Annotated in this window: 19 protein-coding genes and 1 tRNA gene; 16 read left to right on the plus strand and 4 right to left on the minus strand. The window is 68.5% G+C overall.

What is annotated here, in order from left to right; translation table 11 throughout:
• The first annotated feature begins 15 nt into the window (after positions 1–15).
• The 3 genes from FHR32_RS14200 (at position 16) to FHR32_RS14210 (ending at position 1,082) form a co-directional block, all read left to right on the plus strand.
• Positions 16–507 (plus strand): tRNA adenosine deaminase-associated protein, encoded by a 492-nt coding sequence (locus tag FHR32_RS14200; RefSeq protein ID WP_184754733.1) that lies wholly within the window; start codon positions 16–18, stop codon positions 505–507.
• Between the two features lie 17 nt (positions 508–524).
• Positions 525–968 (plus strand): tRNA adenosine(34) deaminase TadA, encoded by a 444-nt coding sequence (tadA, locus tag FHR32_RS14205; protein WP_184756520.1) that lies wholly within the window; start codon positions 525–527, stop codon positions 966–968.
• A gap of 24 nt (positions 969–992) precedes the next feature.
• Positions 993–1,082, plus strand: a tRNA-Ser gene (locus FHR32_RS14210).
• A 402-nt stretch (positions 1,083–1,484) separates the two neighbouring features.
• On the opposite strand, the gene FHR32_RS14215 is transcribed toward FHR32_RS14210, so the two are convergent.
• Positions 1,485–1,787, minus strand: a complete 303-nt coding sequence (locus FHR32_RS14215) for a type II toxin-antitoxin system VapB family antitoxin (protein ID WP_184754734.1) — start codon at positions 1,785–1,787, stop codon at positions 1,485–1,487.
• 70 nt (positions 1,788–1,857) lie between these two features.
• On the minus strand, positions 1,858–2,028 hold the full coding sequence (locus tag FHR32_RS14220; protein ID WP_246466150.1) for a neutral zinc metallopeptidase: 171 nt from the start codon (positions 2,026–2,028) through the stop codon (positions 1,858–1,860).
• A gap of 688 nt (positions 2,029–2,716) precedes the next feature.
• Between FHR32_RS14220 and FHR32_RS14225 the strand changes: the two genes are divergently transcribed.
• Positions 2,717–3,499, plus strand: coding sequence for a hypothetical protein (locus FHR32_RS14225; RefSeq protein ID WP_184754735.1), 783 nt, complete (start codon positions 2,717–2,719; stop codon positions 3,497–3,499).
• Positions 3,500–3,543: 44 nt separating this feature from the next.
• On the opposite strand, the gene FHR32_RS14230 is transcribed toward FHR32_RS14225, so the two are convergent.
• On the minus strand, positions 3,544–4,602 hold the full coding sequence (locus tag FHR32_RS14230; protein WP_246466151.1) for an alanine racemase: 1,059 nt from the start codon (positions 4,600–4,602) through the stop codon (positions 3,544–3,546).
• A gap of 68 nt (positions 4,603–4,670) precedes the next feature.
• Positions 4,671–5,531 (minus strand): GntR family transcriptional regulator, encoded by an 861-nt coding sequence (locus tag FHR32_RS14235; RefSeq protein ID WP_312882335.1) that lies wholly within the window; start codon positions 5,529–5,531, stop codon positions 4,671–4,673.
• Positions 5,532–5,802: 271 nt separating this feature from the next.
• Between FHR32_RS14235 and FHR32_RS14240 the strand changes: the two genes are divergently transcribed.
• The 12 genes from FHR32_RS14240 to FHR32_RS14295 all read left to right on the plus strand — a co-directional run bounded on the left by FHR32_RS14240 (position 5,803) and on the right by FHR32_RS14295 (position 15,255).
• Positions 5,803–6,126 carry a WhiB family transcriptional regulator gene (locus FHR32_RS14240; RefSeq protein ID WP_184754737.1) on the plus strand — a complete coding sequence of 108 codons (324 nt, stop codon included), beginning with the start codon at positions 5,803–5,805 and terminating at the stop codon, positions 6,124–6,126.
• Positions 6,126–6,296 (plus strand): hypothetical protein, encoded by a 171-nt coding sequence (locus FHR32_RS14245; protein WP_184754738.1) that lies wholly within the window; start codon positions 6,126–6,128, stop codon positions 6,294–6,296. The genes FHR32_RS14240 and FHR32_RS14245 overlap by 1 nt, the downstream gene beginning before the upstream one ends.
• A gap of 14 nt (positions 6,297–6,310) precedes the next feature.
• Complete coding sequence (locus FHR32_RS14250) at positions 6,311–7,051, plus strand: M48 family metalloprotease (protein ID WP_184754739.1); 741 nt, start codon at positions 6,311–6,313, stop codon at positions 7,049–7,051.
• Positions 7,048–7,434 (plus strand): RRQRL motif-containing zinc-binding protein, encoded by a 387-nt coding sequence (locus tag FHR32_RS14255; protein WP_184754740.1) that lies wholly within the window; start codon positions 7,048–7,050, stop codon positions 7,432–7,434. Before FHR32_RS14250 ends, FHR32_RS14255 begins: the two co-directional genes overlap by 4 nt.
• Positions 7,431–8,345 (plus strand): hypothetical protein, encoded by a 915-nt coding sequence (locus FHR32_RS14260; protein WP_184754741.1) that lies wholly within the window; start codon positions 7,431–7,433, stop codon positions 8,343–8,345. Before FHR32_RS14255 ends, FHR32_RS14260 begins: the two co-directional genes overlap by 4 nt.
• Positions 8,338–8,790: a plasmid transfer protein TraA gene (traA, locus tag FHR32_RS14265; RefSeq protein WP_184754742.1), complete on the plus strand. Its 453-nt coding sequence runs from the start codon at positions 8,338–8,340 to the stop codon at positions 8,788–8,790. Before FHR32_RS14260 ends, traA begins: the two co-directional genes overlap by 8 nt.
• An 18-nt stretch (positions 8,791–8,808) precedes the next feature.
• The gene (traB, locus tag FHR32_RS14270) at positions 8,809–10,854 is read left to right on the plus strand and encodes a plasmid transfer protein TraB (RefSeq protein WP_184754743.1); all 2,046 of its coding nucleotides are present in this window, start codon (positions 8,809–8,811) and stop codon (positions 10,852–10,854) included.
• Between the two features lie 168 nt (positions 10,855–11,022).
• On the plus strand, positions 11,023–11,931 hold the full coding sequence (locus FHR32_RS14275) for a bifunctional DNA primase/polymerase (RefSeq protein WP_312882336.1): 909 nt from the start codon (positions 11,023–11,025) through the stop codon (positions 11,929–11,931).
• Between the two features lie 32 nt (positions 11,932–11,963).
• A complete protein-coding gene (locus FHR32_RS14280; RefSeq protein WP_221465403.1) occupies positions 11,964–13,145 on the plus strand; it encodes a DUF3631 domain-containing protein in 1,182 nt (393 codons plus the stop codon).
• A gap of 151 nt (positions 13,146–13,296) precedes the next feature.
• Positions 13,297–13,578 (plus strand): helix-turn-helix domain-containing protein, encoded by a 282-nt coding sequence (locus FHR32_RS14285; protein WP_312882337.1) that lies wholly within the window; start codon positions 13,297–13,299, stop codon positions 13,576–13,578.
• A 10-nt stretch (positions 13,579–13,588) separates the two neighbouring features.
• Positions 13,589–14,797: a tyrosine-type recombinase/integrase gene (locus FHR32_RS14290; protein WP_184754746.1), complete on the plus strand. Its 1,209-nt coding sequence runs from the start codon at positions 13,589–13,591 to the stop codon at positions 14,795–14,797.
• Between the two features lie 71 nt (positions 14,798–14,868).
• Complete coding sequence (locus FHR32_RS14295) at positions 14,869–15,255, plus strand: ricin-type beta-trefoil lectin domain protein (protein WP_184754747.1); 387 nt, start codon at positions 14,869–14,871, stop codon at positions 15,253–15,255.
• Positions 15,256–15,312 lie beyond the last annotated feature (57 nt).

A 15,312-nucleotide genomic window follows, 5' to 3' on the forward strand; every position in this document is an offset into this window, starting at 1 on the left:
CTTGGGAGATCGGCCATGTCCTCCAGACCATCCGGCAACAGCGTGTTCTCGGCAGCCTTCGTCCGCGTCGCGGGCGGTTGGAACGGCGCGGAGGTCGATCTCGGCGCCGCCGAGATAGCCGACGACCTCGGAGACGCCGTCCAGGAGCGTCTCGCGCTCAACGGCGATGAGCTGGCTCTGCTCTGCGTGGAGGTGGAGGACGAATGGTTCGCGATCGTCCGCTACCAGGGCGACCAAGAGCCCCGCACGTTCCTGTCCGACGCCCAGGCCGGGATCTCCGACGAGCTCGGAAAGCTCTTCGGAGAGCTGGCGGGGGTCGCGCCGGACAGGGAGACACCCGATCTGGGCGTACGGCCCGCGGGTGATTTCGAGCTTCTGAGCGACCTCGGGGTGAGTTCCGACGAACTCATCGAGCTCAGCATGGAGGAGGGCGTGCTTCCGGCGGACACTCTCTCGGTGATCGCCGAGCGGCTGGCCTTCGCGGACGAGCTCGATCGGCTGCGGTGACGGGCTACGCCCCGGCGATGCGGCTCGCCCTGACGGAGGCCGTGCGTGCCGGCGCCCGCGGAGAGGTGCCGGTCGGCGCGGTCGTCCTCGACGCGGACGGCTCGGTGCTGGCGCAGGCCGGGAACGACCGGGAGTCCCTGGCCGATCCCACCGCGCACGCCGAAATCCTCGCCCTGCGGGAAGCGGCCCGTGTCCGTGGGGAATGGCGGCTGACCGGCTGCACCCTGGTGGTCACGCTGGAGCCCTGCACGATGTGCGCGGGGGCCTCGGTGCTGGCTCGGGTCGACCGCATCGTCTACGGTGCCGCGGACGCCAAGGGCGGAGCCGCCGGCTCGCTGTGGGACGTGGTGCGCGACCGCCGTCTCAACCACCGCCCCGAGGTCCTCAGGGACGTGCTGGCCGACGAGTGCGCCGCCGTTCTCACCGAGTTCTTCGCCGTTCGGCGGATGCGCGAGCAATAGTGGTTATCCGGTAAGCTGCTCCGCGGTGGAGTCGCCTAGTGGCCGAGGGCGCACGCCTCGAAAGCGTGTGATGGGGCAACCTATCCGTGGGTTCAAATCCCACCTCCACCGCCACCATAAGAGCCTCTGACCTGCTAGAGCGGGTTGGAGGCTCTTCGCATGTCACGACCATGGGGAAACGGCCCCAAATCCGGTCTTGAGCTGCGGTCCCCGGCGGCGGCTCACCTTCCGCGCGGAAGGCAGCACCCGGCATCGATCGAGAAGAGAGCCGGTGCGAACGGACGCGTGACCTGCCGCGTCTGCCGGGTCGTCGGCTCCCTCGGCAAGTACGCCCGCCGGCATGGGATATACCGGTGGCGAAGAGTTGTCGATCCCGCGCACTGTGACGGATCAGGCCGACCGGATCCCGGCCGTGGTCAGGCGGACCTCGGCCGGTCAGCGCGCCGAAAAGCCGGCGGGCCCGGAACCCGCTCCGGAGCGACTGCGAACCTTAGGCATCGGGTGTGCGGGCGTTCCTCAGTCGCCCGAGGGGATCTCCAGGACGCGCGCGTGCAGGACCGAACGCTGGTGCAGGGCCGACCGCAGCGCCCGGTGCAGGCCGTCCTCGAGGTAGAGGTCACCGCGCCACTGCACCACGTGGGGGAACAGATCGCCGTAGAACGTGGAGTCCTTCGCAAGCAGGGAGTGCAGGTCGAGCATCGCTTTCGTGGTGATCAGCGTGTCGAGCCGGACCTGTCGCGGAGGTATCTGCGCCCACTCGCGATGCGAGAGACCGTGCTCGGGGTAGGGCCGTTCATCACCGACCAGCTTGAAGATCACACTATGTAGTTTAGGAGAGATTCAGGCTCTTTGCCTGCAGTGCTGCTCTCGCCGCATGTCAGCGGCGCTTTCAGATGCTGCCGGCGAAGGTGTCGCACATGTTGGGGTCGCCGCTCCGATAGCCGGTGGTGAACCACTTGACGCGCTGCGCCGACGTCCCGTGGGTGAAGCCGTCGGGGTCGACCCGGCCGCCGCTTTCGACCTGTGAGCTGTCCAGCTGGGCATCGTCCTTGAAGTCCATCGCCGACGTCCCTTCGATCCGTTTGAGACCCTTCGACTGCCCTCAGGAGGGCGGGACACGCCGGTGGGATCGGATGCAACACCCCGGGGAGACGTCGTGGCACCTGGTGGAAACGGCGAGCTTGACGAGGTTGCCGGAGACCGCCTTCACGCCTCTGCGGTCGATCTCGTAGCCGTCACCGTGTTCGTTTCCGAGGCCCGGCCAGCATGTGGGTGGCTTGGGATCGGTGTCCCACTGGGACCACTGATCAGCGGAAGTGGGGTTCGGATCACGCATGTCGGCCTCCGATGATCACGCTACGGATATGCCTGATGTGCGGCAATCGTCGGGTAAAGCTGGAACGCCAGAAGGGTCGTGCCGCAGATCACGGCACGACCCTCTGAGTTGGCGGAGGATAGGAGATTCGAACTCCTGAGGGGTTGCCCCCAACACGCTTTCCAAGACTGTGGATCTCTGTTCAGCTCTGATCAGAGCGGTCCCGACCAGGCGAGGAGGGGGCGGACGGGACCCTGATGAACGACCCCGGACGGGCATGAACTGAGACCCAAACTGAGCCCTTTCGGCTGGCGCCCGAGAGCGAGTCTGGGAGATCCGCGGCGTATCCCCAGGGCAACTGATGATCTCGACACTAGCCATGCTCGACTGGATCGATACTCCGGCGACTTCCCGGATAGAGGATCATGGCCCTATGACCGCGAAGTACCAGCATGAGGACACTGCGCTTCAGGCGTTCCGCGATGAGTTGGTTGCCCGAGGCAGGCGAGCCGAGATCACCGCGTATCCTGACCGCGATCCCGCACATCCGCTTACCGTCGATGCCTTGATCAGCATCGACGGCGTGGAATGGGCGGTGGATCACTGCCTGGTGTCTCGTCCCCAACTACTTCCGGCTGCATTGAAGGCAGCTGAAGCGGTGTTACGCCCCCGCATCGAAGCTATCGCCCAGACGTACGGTTGTGTCATCCAGGTCAGCTACTTGCCTCAGACCGGCGCCAAGGGGGTCAGCTGGGGTGCTGACTACTACGACCGGATCGTTCAACTGGCCGAAAAAGCCGTGACCGTACAGGGATTGATCGATGGCGAAGACTCTTTCGCCACCGCCCAAGCCTTCCCAAGCAAGACCCCCGACGTACACCTGATCCCATTCACTGATACGACAGGAAACCCCTCTGTCAGCACTCAGGTCGACGCTGGCTTGCGCGATCCGCTTCTTAAGAAGCTGGCCGGTCAGCTCAAACGAGCCAAAGAGGCAGGTCTGCCTACGGCTTTGCTGCTCGACCAGATCCCGCGATCGGACGTCAACAGCCACGCCGTCTGGCTCGCCGCGCCGGTCACCATTGCCGCCACCGTGGCCGCCATCTTGCATGATCATGATGCGGTGAACCCAAAGGTTCTGGATCAAGTTTGGTTGAGGCCGACGGTACACGCCGCCATCCAGCCAGGTTTTCCCTCTATCCATCAGCTGATTTGACGAGAGACCCGGAGGTCCTCCTCTGGGTCTCTCGGGCAATCAGCTCAGCTTCCTAGATAGTGGAAGGCCGGTTTCGGGTGCATTAGGAAGTCGTGGTGGGAGATGTTCCATGCATAGGCGCCGGCCATCAGGAACTCAACCACGTCCCCCGGCTTCAAGCTCACCGGGACGTGCCGTGCCATGGTGTCCTTGGGAGTGCAGAGCTGGCCGACGATGGTGGTGGGTTCGCCTGACTCTTCGATGACCATGGGCTGGCTGTGCCCCTTGGTCGCGGGCGTCCGGATGTGGTGGGTGCCGCCCGCCACCACCGCGAACAGCTCACCGTGAACGCGCTTGACGTCGATGACTCGGGTGACATACCGCCCGCAGTAGACCGACAGCGAACGGCCCGGCTCGATCCGTAGAACCTCGCCAGGGCGTCGAAGCGAGGCCAGGCCCTTGCCGTACGTCTTCCAGTCGAATCGGGAGTCTGGATCGGCATAGGACACGGCCATGCCCCCACCGATATTGATCTCAGTGACGCCGAGGCCGCGCGCGTAGTCGAGAATCGCGGTGGCCAGCTCCAACATGCGAGGCGCGTCAAGACCGCTGGCGAGGTGGGCATGGATGCCGCGGAACCGTACCGCATCCTGACCGGCCAGCATCTCGATGCATTCGGAGATGCCCGCAGGGTCCATGCCGAACGGAGTCGCGCCGCCGCCCATGGCCAGGGACGCGCCGCTGATTGGGATGTCGAGATTGACCCTGAGCAGGACGTCAGCGGACCGGCCCGCCGTGAACAGGCGCCGGATCTCGCTGGGGCTTTCGATGTGCAGTCGGTACACGTCGGCGAAGAGTTCGGCATCGGTCTTGCCGGGGCCGCCCAACGCGATCGGCGACTCGGGGAAGAACTTGCGCACGTGGGCAAGTTCTCCCCCTGAAGCCACCTCGAAGCCATCGACGTAAGGCGCGATCACCCGCAGCAGCTGCGGATCGGGATTGGCCTTGACGGCGTAGTGCACCTCGATGTCTCCGAGGGCGGCCCGTACGGTGGCCATGTGGGCGTCAAGGTCGGCAAGGTCGTACACGTACGCGGGCAGCTCGCCAGCGTCGGCCAGTTCCAAGGCCCGTGCGTGCATTGGCAGTGTGGCTGTCATCGCATCGTCTCCGATCGGGTCGTGTCCAGGCCGTGTCAGCTAAGCGGGAAGGTGTTCTCGATCACCAGGTAGTGAGCGGGCGTGACCGTGGTGGTCACCTCTACAGCCTGCCCGCCTTCGGTCCTGCCGACATGGAAGATGTCGAGAACGGTCCGCTCGGGGCTGATCTCCAGCGCGTCGGCTTCGGCATCCGTGGGAGGCCGGACGATGATGCGCTCGGTCGCTTCGGTCTGCGTGTAGCCCAGTTCTGCCAGCGCCGACTTGACGCCGCCGTGGATAACGGGTCCTTCCTCTTCCAGGACGGTCCCCTCAGCGATGGACAGCGGGAACCACGATGCGTTCAGACGGACCGGGATACCCGACGCGAGGAGCCGCCTACGGCGAACGAGGGCGTTCTCCTCACCCCGCGCCAACCCGAGGGCGTCGGCGACATCGTCCGGCGGGACAGCCCGCTCGGTCGTGATCTCGTGCTGCGGTTCGAGCCCGGCCGCGCGTACCTCCGCGTCGAACGCGCCGCGTGCCTGTCCGCCCTCGCGCGCCTCGCGTGAGTAGCGCGCCGGCGAGTGCAGCATCGGCGGAATGTAGGTGACCATGGTTCCCCTCCCTTGACGAGGGCGAATCATGCCCTCGGCCGCGAGTACCTGCATTGCCCTGTTGACCAGGCTCCGTGATGCGCCGTACCGCTCGGCAAGCACCGGCTCAGCTGGGAAGACCGTGGCAGGCGGGTAGACGCCGTTCACGATCTCCTCTCGGATTCGGGCCGCGATCTGACGGAAGCCCAACTTGCTTGAGTAGGTCATTTCTCCCTCTTTGACCGAGTCGCTCTTTCGGCCTAAACAACAAACGTTTGATGTTTGTTGACAGCGAGGTCCCGGCGGGTCCATTATCAGAGCCATCGACAAACGTTTGGCGTTTCAATTCGGCAGCATACCTGCCACGTCGGATCGAGTCGAATAGCCAGCTGATCAGCCGGGATGCGGCCAGTCGCCAAAACAGATCCGCACCCCGGCACCCCAAGAGAGGCGCTACCAGCATGCCCATTCCATCCAGCGTGGCCAAGTCCAACGGATGCACGTCGGACTGCCGCAACGGTCAGATCTGGAACCCCGGTTCCGGCCCCTACCCCTGCCCCTTCTGCCGCCCGACCGCCGCGAGCAAGGCGGCCCGATGAACAGCCTCCGCCGCGCCTACCTCAAGCGGCGTGAGCAGCTGCGTAAGGCGATGTTCGCCGCCGGACCGGCCTGCACTGGCGCCGACGCCGATCTGTTCACCGCCCCCGACGTCTTCGAGCCCGAGCCGGACTCGGTCCGCCAGGACCGTGAGGCCGCGGCCAAGCGGATCTGCTCCACCTGCCCGGCCCGCTCGCAGTGCCTGGCCTACGCCCTGGACATCCGCCCCAGCGAGGGCGTGTGGGCGGGTCTGTCGGTCGGGGAAATCCGCGCCCTGTCCCTGTGGCCGGTGGCCGACCACGTGGAACAGGAGGTGGCGTGATGAGCCGCTTTCAGTGCCTGGACTGCGAGCACGAGCACGGCATGGCCGTGTCCTGCCCGCGCTGCCGCACGCCGCGCGCCCAGGTGGAGGTCTGCCGCTCCCACGGCGCCCGCCCCGTCCACAGGTGCGGCACCTGTCGTACCCTCACCCGCTCCCAGTCCGGCCTTTAACAAGGAGGTGAACCATGACCATCGCCCCCACCCCCATCCCCACCGCCCCCAACGACACGCCTGACAACCTGCCGGGCTTGGCTGAGCTGGTGTGCGCGCTGCGCCACTGTGCCCAGTTGCCCGGCCTGTTGATCCGCATCACCCTCGACCTCGACGGCAACGCCGAAGCCTCCGCCAGTCGCTGCGACCGCACCCCGCGCGTCGGGCTGGGCGCCGACCTGATGCAGGACCCGGACTCGTTGCCGCTGTACGGGGTGCTGGCCCACGAGATCGCCCACCACGCCCTCGACCACGACCGCCCCCGGGCGTTCTGGTGTAACCCGGTGTGGCTGGCCAAGGTCGCGCTGCTGGGCGGCTTGGTCTTGCGCCTGCCCCTGTCGGCCCTGGCCGTCCTGGTCTGTGTCGTGCTGGCCGCGGCGCTGGCCGACGCGCGGCGGGAGCGGCTACAGGAGTACGACGCCGACACTCACGCCGTGCGGCTGCTGGACGGCGCCGGGCTGCCCGGCCGTCGCTTGGTCGCCGCGGCGCTGGCCGATCTGATCGACGCACCCCCCGGCTACCGGCTGATCGGCTGGGCCTTCGACGGCCACCCCAGTGCACGCGCCCGGCGTCGCACCCTGGCCACCGGCCGCCCTGCCCGCCGCCTGCGCTGGGCACTGATGTGGCAGCGCACCCCCACCCTGACCACCGCGCCCGGCTTCTCCTGCACCGCGTGCGGGCTGGGCAGCACGGACGGTACGGAGGTAAGCGCGTGAGCCGCATCCGTGCCCGCTTCTGGGACCCCACCGGCGCCAAGTACGCCATCCCCACCTACCCGTGGCGCATGTCCCCGCCGCACCTGCTCACGCTGCGCCAGCTGACCGCCGCTGGGCTTCGGCCCGGCGGGCAGGGCGTACAGGCACAGATCCTGTGGGCCTCGCGTCGCCACGGCGCCCCCGGGGTGCGCGTGGCCTACCTGTACGACGTGCGGTTCGCGCTGCCTAAGCGGACCGCTACCCCCCGGCAGCTGGAGGCGTTGGCCAAGGCCAACGCCGCCCGCCGCACCTGCCCCGTCTGTCGGCGCGATGCCGGGTATGTGCTGCCGCGCCATCTGGGCACCTGCCTGGACTGCGCCGACGCGGGCGAGGTGGCCGCATGAGTGCCGCTGTGATGACCCGCGCCGAAGTCCTCGCCGAGCTGGAGGGGTTGCAGCGCACGAGCCGCAACGTCAACCGCGCGGTGTGGGGGGTTGCGGTCGGGGTGATGGTCTACGGCGCGGGCAACGTGACCGGCCTGCTGATCGCCCACGGCGTGCACCCGGCTATCGCGTGGATGCTGTCGCCGATGGTGGACCTGGGCCTGATTGTCGCTCTGATGGGCGGTCGGGCGCTGGACCGCTACGGAGTGCGCGCCGGATGGCTGACCATGCTGCGCTGGACCGCCGGTCTGATGACCTGGTCGCTGAACATCGCCGGTCCGGCCCTGGCGCCCGGCGGGGTGGACACGGTCGGGGTGCTGATCCACTCCTGCGGTCCGGTGCTTCTGCTGGTCGTGGCCGAGGCCGCCGCGTCCGTGCAGCGCGGCATCGCCGCCACCACCGACCGGTTGACCCGGCAGCTGACCGATGCCGCACAACCGGCCCCGGCCCCAATCCCGACCGCTTCCGGACCGTCCGCGCTTCCGCCGACCCCGGCGCCGGACCGCACCCCCAAAGCGGTCGGTTCGGCCAAGCCCCGTACGAGCAAGAGCAGCCCGGCCTCGCGGACCCGGCGGACGGCTGCCCCGGCGGATGTGGACGAGTTGATGCCGCTGGGATGGCGCATCGCCGCCGACCACGAATCGCGCGGTATCACGCTGACCCGTGACCGGCTCAAGGACGCGGTCCGCCAGAGCGGACAGTCGATCTCCACCGACCGTGCCGGACGACTCCTTACCCGGCTGCGGACCGACCCCCCGGCCGACCCCGCCCCGACCACCGCCGACCCGGCGGACCAGCAAAGCGGCTCGACCGCCACCACCTCGACCGCCCCGACCGTCCTGACCGCTGACCTTGGAGACATCCATGCCTGACCGCAAAGACCCCTTCGCCGGGGCCGACCGTCCCGGCACCGGCCAGCACACCGCAGGCGGCAAGGCCGGTAGCCACCCCTACGCCGGCACCTCCTACTCCCCGCTGGCCGACCCGGAGTTCTTCACCAACGCCGACATCCGCAACTACTGCGAGCGCGCCCGCGGTGAGTTCCTGCGACTGTCGTTCGAGGTGGCCATGGCCTCCGAAGTCCTGCGGGCCGTCCTCAAGGAAGTGCCTGACCCCGAGGCGCGGCTGTTCGGCTCCGCGGCGCGCGCTCGCCGGGTGGCCCGCCACCTGAAGAAGACCGCCGACGACGCCCGCGACGCGGCCAAGAACGCCGCCCGCACCTACGCCGCCTTCCAGCGCGAGTACGACCCCGAACTGTCCTCAACTCGCCGTACCCGCCCGGCCCCCGCGCGGCGCCGCTTCGACTTCGGCCTTTGAGCCCGGAAAGGAGTCTTCGTGTCTGCTTCCAAGCGTGACCTGCCGATGCTGCCCTACGAGTACGGCCGCCACCGCAGCGGCAGTGGTGTGGTGGGTGGCTACCTTTTGCAGCGCGCCACCCCCTACCTGCCGCCCTGGCTGCTGACCGTCGGAACCGGCATCCTGTCGCTGCCCGCCCACCACCTGTGGGCTGATTCGGCCGCCGCCTCTGCTGGGCTGACCCTCGCTTCGGCCGCGCTGACCGCCACCACGTGGTGGGCGGGCAAGGCCACCACCGCACAACGGCGCCTGCACTCCACCGTCACCGTTGGGCTTGCCACCTCGTGGTTGACCGCCGCGGCGCTGGCCGGACCGGCCACCGGCCCGTTGCAGGGCTTGTACCTGATCGGTGGCCCGACGCTGGCCGCGTCCTGGAACATCCGCCACCTGCTGCGCACCAACACCGACCCTCAAAACGACGGCCAGGGCTCTGGTGGGCTGCTGGAAAAGGTCGGCCTGGCCAAGACCATGGTCATCGGCTCGACCGTGGCGCCGAACAAGGCCACCTTCCAGCTGCAACTCCCGCCGGGGGAGTTGACCGCCGATGACGTGTCCAAGGCCGCCCCCCGCCTGGCCTCAGCCCTGGACGTCTCACCCACCGCGGTACGGGTGCACCCCGACCCCGACTCCCACGCCCGTGCACAAGTCACCATCGTTCCCCGCGACCTGCTCAAGAACACCACGCCCTGGCCCGGCCCGTCGGCCCCCGGCGGATCGATCGCTGAACCGGTGGTGGTCGGGGTGTATGAGGACGGCACGGAGGCCGTGCTGTACTTCCCCGGCGACCCCGCCAAGGCGCGTAACGCCATGCACCTGCTGATCATGGGCATGACCGGCTCCGGCAAGTCCGAGGGCGCGCTGGCCGCGCTGGGCGAAATCGCCTCCCGGCGCGATGTGGTGGTGTGGGCCTCCGACCCGGCCAAGGCCGACCAGACGTTGGGGCCGCTGCTGCCCGCCCTGGACTGGGCCGCCCTCGACATGCCCTCGACCACCGCGATGATCGAGGCCATCACCGCAGCGATCCCAGCGCGCACCAAGTGGCTGGCCAAGTACGGCTACAAGCAGTGGGAACCGGCCTGCGCCGAAACCCAGGCCGACGGCTCACCCGGCATGCCCTACCTCGTGTGCTGGTTTGAGGAAGCGGCCAAGACCATCCGCGAGATCGACGAAGACGTCTTCACCGGCATCGGCCAAGAGGCGCGTTCGGCGGGGATCTCCCTGGTGGTCTCCCTACAGCGCGCCTCCGGTACGCAGATCAGCACCGACACCCGCGCCTCGCTGGGATCTTCATGGTGCTTCGGGGTGCGCGGTGAGGTCGATGCCGGGTTCGCCCTGCCCGATGAGGCGCTGGACGCCGGGGCCGCTCCGCATGCCTGGCGCGATAAGAAGCCCGGCTATAACTACCTGGCCGCCAACGGTGTGCCTGAGCAGCTGTGGGCCACCCCGGCCCGCTCCTACCTCACCAGCCGCGACCAGCTCACCCAGGTCGCCACCGCGTTCGCCAGCGTGCGCGCCGGCGTGGACGCGGTCACCGGGCAGGCCGCCCGCCAGGCCGCCGGGGCCGCGTTCACCGACCGCACCCGCTCCCCCCTCACCCCCAGCTCACCCCGTACCGCTACGGCCCGGCTCACTGAGGAGAGCCACCCCGTGCACGACATCGACGACGACCACGACGACGTCGAGGCTGAGGAGTTCGACGGCATCGACCCTGAACAGCCCCTGGCACCGGTGCGGACCGTGCTGCACTTCGCCACCCCTGCCCCCGGCCGGCCCCCGCGCCGCGAGATCACCACCGATGAAGCCCGCCAGGCGATGACCGACCTGCTGGACGAGTTCGAGGCCGCCGGGATGGTCGAGGTCGGGCCGAAGGACTTCATGGACCACTGCGACCGCCACGGCCGGACCCGCGGATGGGTCTCCGGACAGGTCTCCGCCATGGTCCTCACCGGCCGACTCCGCGAGACCGACAAGGCCGGCCGCTACCGCATCATCCCGCAGAATCAGCCGGTCCTCGCCGGTGTCTGACGTCAGACACCGTCTGACGCCACCGCCCCCTTTTCCCAGGTAACGCGCACCCGCGAGGGGTGTCAGACACCGCCTGACACCCCCACTGACACCCCTCCTGACGCCCGCGCTGACACCCCCGCTCCACCACCCGCCCGCACCGCGAAAGCGAGCTTTGCCATGCCCGCCGTGCCCGCGAACCACCCGCCTACGACACTGCGCTACGCCCTGGCCGCCGCCGCCCGCGGCTGGCACGTCTTCCCCGTCTCCATCGGCGACAAGCCCCCGCTGAAGGGCTTCACCGACTGGGAGGCCAACGCCACCACCGACCCCGAGACCATCCGGCGCTGCTGGTCGAGCAAGCCGTACAACATCGGCATTGCCACCGGCCCCTCGCATCTCGTGGTGGTGGACCTGGACACCCGAAAGGACGGGCTTCGCCCGCCGCCTTCCTGGGACCTGCCGGGGGTCAACGAGGGCGCCGACGTGCTGGCCGTACTGTGCGAGCGCGCCGGGCAACCCCTGCCGTTCGAAACCTTCACCGTCCGCACCCGCCGCGGTGGACTGCACCTGTATTTCGCCGCGCCGGACGGTTCGGCCCTGCGTAACACCGAAGGTGCTTGGGGCGGGCTGGGATGGCTGATCGACACCCGCGCCAACGGTGGCTACGTGCTGGGTCCCGGCAGCTACGTGGATCTCCCGGACGGCACCGGAACCTACGAGGTAGTTCACAACACGACCCCGGCCCCGCTGCCCCCCTGGTTGTTTCAGCAGCTCTCACCCCCGCCCCGGCCCGTGCCGCAACCGGTGCACCTGGCCCTGCCCGACACCCGGCACGGCGCCTACCTTCACGCCGCCATCACCCGCGAGCTGGACCGTGTCGCCACCGCCCCGCACGGCCAGCGCAACGGCTCCCTCTACCTCGCCGCCATCGCCCTGGGCCAACTCGTCGCCGGTGGCGCGCTCGCCGAGAGCGAGGTGACAACCCTGCTGGAACAACAGGGGGTCGATGCCGGGCTGAGCCGCGCCGAAACCATCCACACCATCGCATCCGGCCTAAAAGCCGGTGCCAAGCGCCCCCGAACGGTCGCCGCATGACCACCTCAACCACTCAGACCGGAGCCGAACCCATGTCCGAACCCATCAGCCACGGCGCGACGTTGCTTGACGCCCTGCTGGCCGCTCTCACTCGCTACGTGATCCTGCCGACCCCGCAGGCCGCCGACGCGGTGGTGTTGTGGATCGCTGCCAGTCACGCCCAACCCGCGTGGGCACACGCCCCCCGGCTGGTGATCCGCGCCCCCGAAAAGCGATGCGGCAAGTCCCGGCTGCTGGACGTGGTCGAGGCGTGCTGTCATGACCCGTTCATCACCGTCAACTCCAGCAGTGCCGCGGTCTACCGCTCGATCAGCGAGGACCCGCCCACGATGCTCGTGGACGAAGCCGACACCATCTTTGGCCCGAAGGCTGATGGGAACGAGGACTTGCGCGGGCTGCTGAATGCCGGACATCAGCGCAACCGCCCGGCCAAGCGCTACGACGCCAACACCGGCCGCGTGGAATCCATCCCGACCTTCGCCATGGCCGCCCTCGCCGGAATCGGCGCGATGCCCGACACGATCGAAGACCGCGCCGTCGTGGTCCGGATGCGTCGGCGCGGCCCCGGTGAGAGCGTCGCCCCCTACCGGCACCGCCGAGACCGGCCCCTGCTGCGCCAGCTGGCCGAAGACTTGTCCGCGTGGCTGCGCGCCGACCTGGCCACCCTGGAGCAGGCCGAACCCGCGATGCCCGTGGAAGACCGCGCCGCCGACACCTGGGAGCCTCTGGTTGCGGTGGCCGACCACGCCGGGGGCCGCTGGCCCGACCGCGCTCGCGCCGCTGTGCTCGCGCTCACCGCCGAGGCCGACGACAACGGCGAGACCTCGACCCGGGTTCGGCTGCTGGCCGACTGCCGCACCGCGTTCGGCACCGACCCCGCCTTGCCCACCGCGACCCTGCTGGAGCGGCTCAAGGCCGACCCCGAAGCCCCGTGGGCTGATTACGGGCAGGGAGCCGCCGGGCTGACCGCGATGAAGCTTGGCGTGATCCTGCGGGAGTACGACATCCGGTCCACCACGATCCGTTTCCCCAGCGGGCAGGCCAAGGGCTACCAGCGCGCCGACTTCACCGACGCCTGGAACCGCTACTGCCCCACCTCGCAGAGCTCCGAAAACGGTGAGGTGGTGCCGTTCGGCAGGGGAAGCCGTACCAGCCGTACCAGCCTCAACATCGCAGGTCAGGCCGATGAGGCTTGCATCCCCGGTACGGCTTGAGCCGTACCACTCCCCGATCTTGGTACGGCTCAAGCCGTACCAGCAGAGAAGCCGTACCAGCTCTGACCAGCCAAAACGAGGCTGGTACGGCTGGTACGGCTTCCCCCCTCAAACGCGACCCAATCCCGCAGTGGAATCGCAAGGAGACCCCGTGCCCAGGGCCGAAAAGCTCACCATGACCACGCCGCCGGACAGTGTCCGGCCTGACCTGACCTCCGTCACGGACCCGGCGGACATGCCCCTGTTGCTCACGGTCGAAGAGGCCGCCGAGCGGCTCCGGATCGGCCGAACCCGGATGTGGCACCTCGTGACGACCGGCACCGTGCGGTCTATCTTCATCGGCCGACTTCGCCGCGTGCCGATCGAGTGCCTGCACGAGTACGTGACCAACCTGCTGGCCAACGGTGGCCAGCGACAGAAGACCGCGGCCTGAGGGGGACTGAATGGGACGTAAGCCGAACGGTGCCTCATCGATCTACCTGGGCAAAGACGGCAAGTGGCACGGGCGGGTGACCATGGGCGTCAAGGACGACGGCACCCCGGACCGTCGGCACGTGAAGCGCAAGAACGAATCCGAGGTCATCAAGGCGGTTCGCGAGCTGGAGCGAGAGCGCGACAGCGGAGCTGTCCGCAAGACCGGCCGGTGGACCGTTGCGAAGTGGCTCACCCACTGGATAGAGACCATCGCCGTTCCGCCGGCCATTCGCGAGACGTCGCATTCGGGCTACCGGGTGGACGTGCACACTCACCTGATCCCCGGCATCGGAGCACACCGGCTCGACAAGCTGACCCCTGAGCACCTCGAAAAGCTCTACGCCAATATGCAGCGCGCGGGGAAGTCCGCAGGGACTGCCCATCACGTCCACAGAACGGTCCGTACGGCTCTCAACGTGGCCGTACGGCGCGGGTACCTCATCCGGAACCCCGCCACGCTCGCCAAGGCTCCGACGCTCAGTGAGGAAGAGGTGGAGCCGTACGACATCGCCGAGATTCAGCGGCTGCTCAAGGCCGCCAGCACGCTGCCCCGCAACAGCGCGCGGTGGGCCGTCGCGCTCGCGCTCGGACTGAGGCAGGGCGAGGTTCTGGGCATGAGGTGGGTGGATGTGGACCTTGACCGGGGGACCCTGCGTGTCCGGCGGGGGCGCCAGCGTCCGAAGTACGCCCACGGGTGCGGGGAGATCTGTGGAAGGAAGGCGGGGTACTGCCCGGAGCGTAAGCAGACCAACCCCGACACGGCCGACACCAAGTCACGGGCTGGCCGACGCACGATCGGGCTTCCCGGCCAGCTCGTCACGCTGCTTCGCAAGCACCGGGAGGAACAGGCCAGGGACCGCGCGGACGCCCGGCAGCTCTGGGAAGACGGGGGATGGGTGTTCGCCACCCCGACCGGCCAGGCGCTCAACCCGAACACGGACTACCACCAGTGGAAAGATCTCCTCAAGGCCGCGGGACTCCGAGACGCCCGGCTGCACGACGCCCGGCACACCGCCGCGACGGTCCTCCTGATCCTGGGAGTGCCCATGCCCACAGTCATGTCGATCATGGGGTGGGCGAGCGCCGACATGGCCAAGCGCTACCAGCACGTCACTGACCCCATCCGGCAGGTCGTGGCAAAGCAGGTCGACGGGTTGCTCTGGCATGTCGATGACTGAATGTAATTGATCACTCACTCTTCGCTGTGGGATTGTGTTCGGGTTCTGATCGATCTTCCCCGGGAGACACCATGCTGCTTGCTCGCCCTCTACTGGCCAGTGCCGTCGCCGTCGTCGCAGTGAGCGCGGTCACCGCCCTGCCCGCCGCGGCCTCCATGCCCGCTACCAACACCGCCCTTGCCGCGACCCCCATGTGCATCGACGCCACCAACGCCCGCACCAACGGAACCCAGATCCACCTGTGGCAATGCGCGGACCACACCAACCAGAGGTTCGTGATCGACAACGGCCAGATCAAGGTCAAGGACACCATCGGCACCAGCCGGGAGGTATGCCTGGACGCCACCAACGACCGCGTCAACGGCACTCGGGTGCACCTGTGGCAATGCGCGGACCACACCAACCAGAGGTTCGTGATCGACGAGGGCCACATCAAGGTCAAGGACACCCTGGCCTGACCACGCGGGGCATTGCACGCCACGCTGAAGCTGCCCCGGCCGCACCCCACGAAGAGA

This window comes from Streptosporangium album (assembly GCF_014203795.1).
Taxonomy (GTDB): Bacteria; Actinomycetota; Actinomycetes; order Streptosporangiales; family Streptosporangiaceae; genus Streptosporangium; species Streptosporangium album.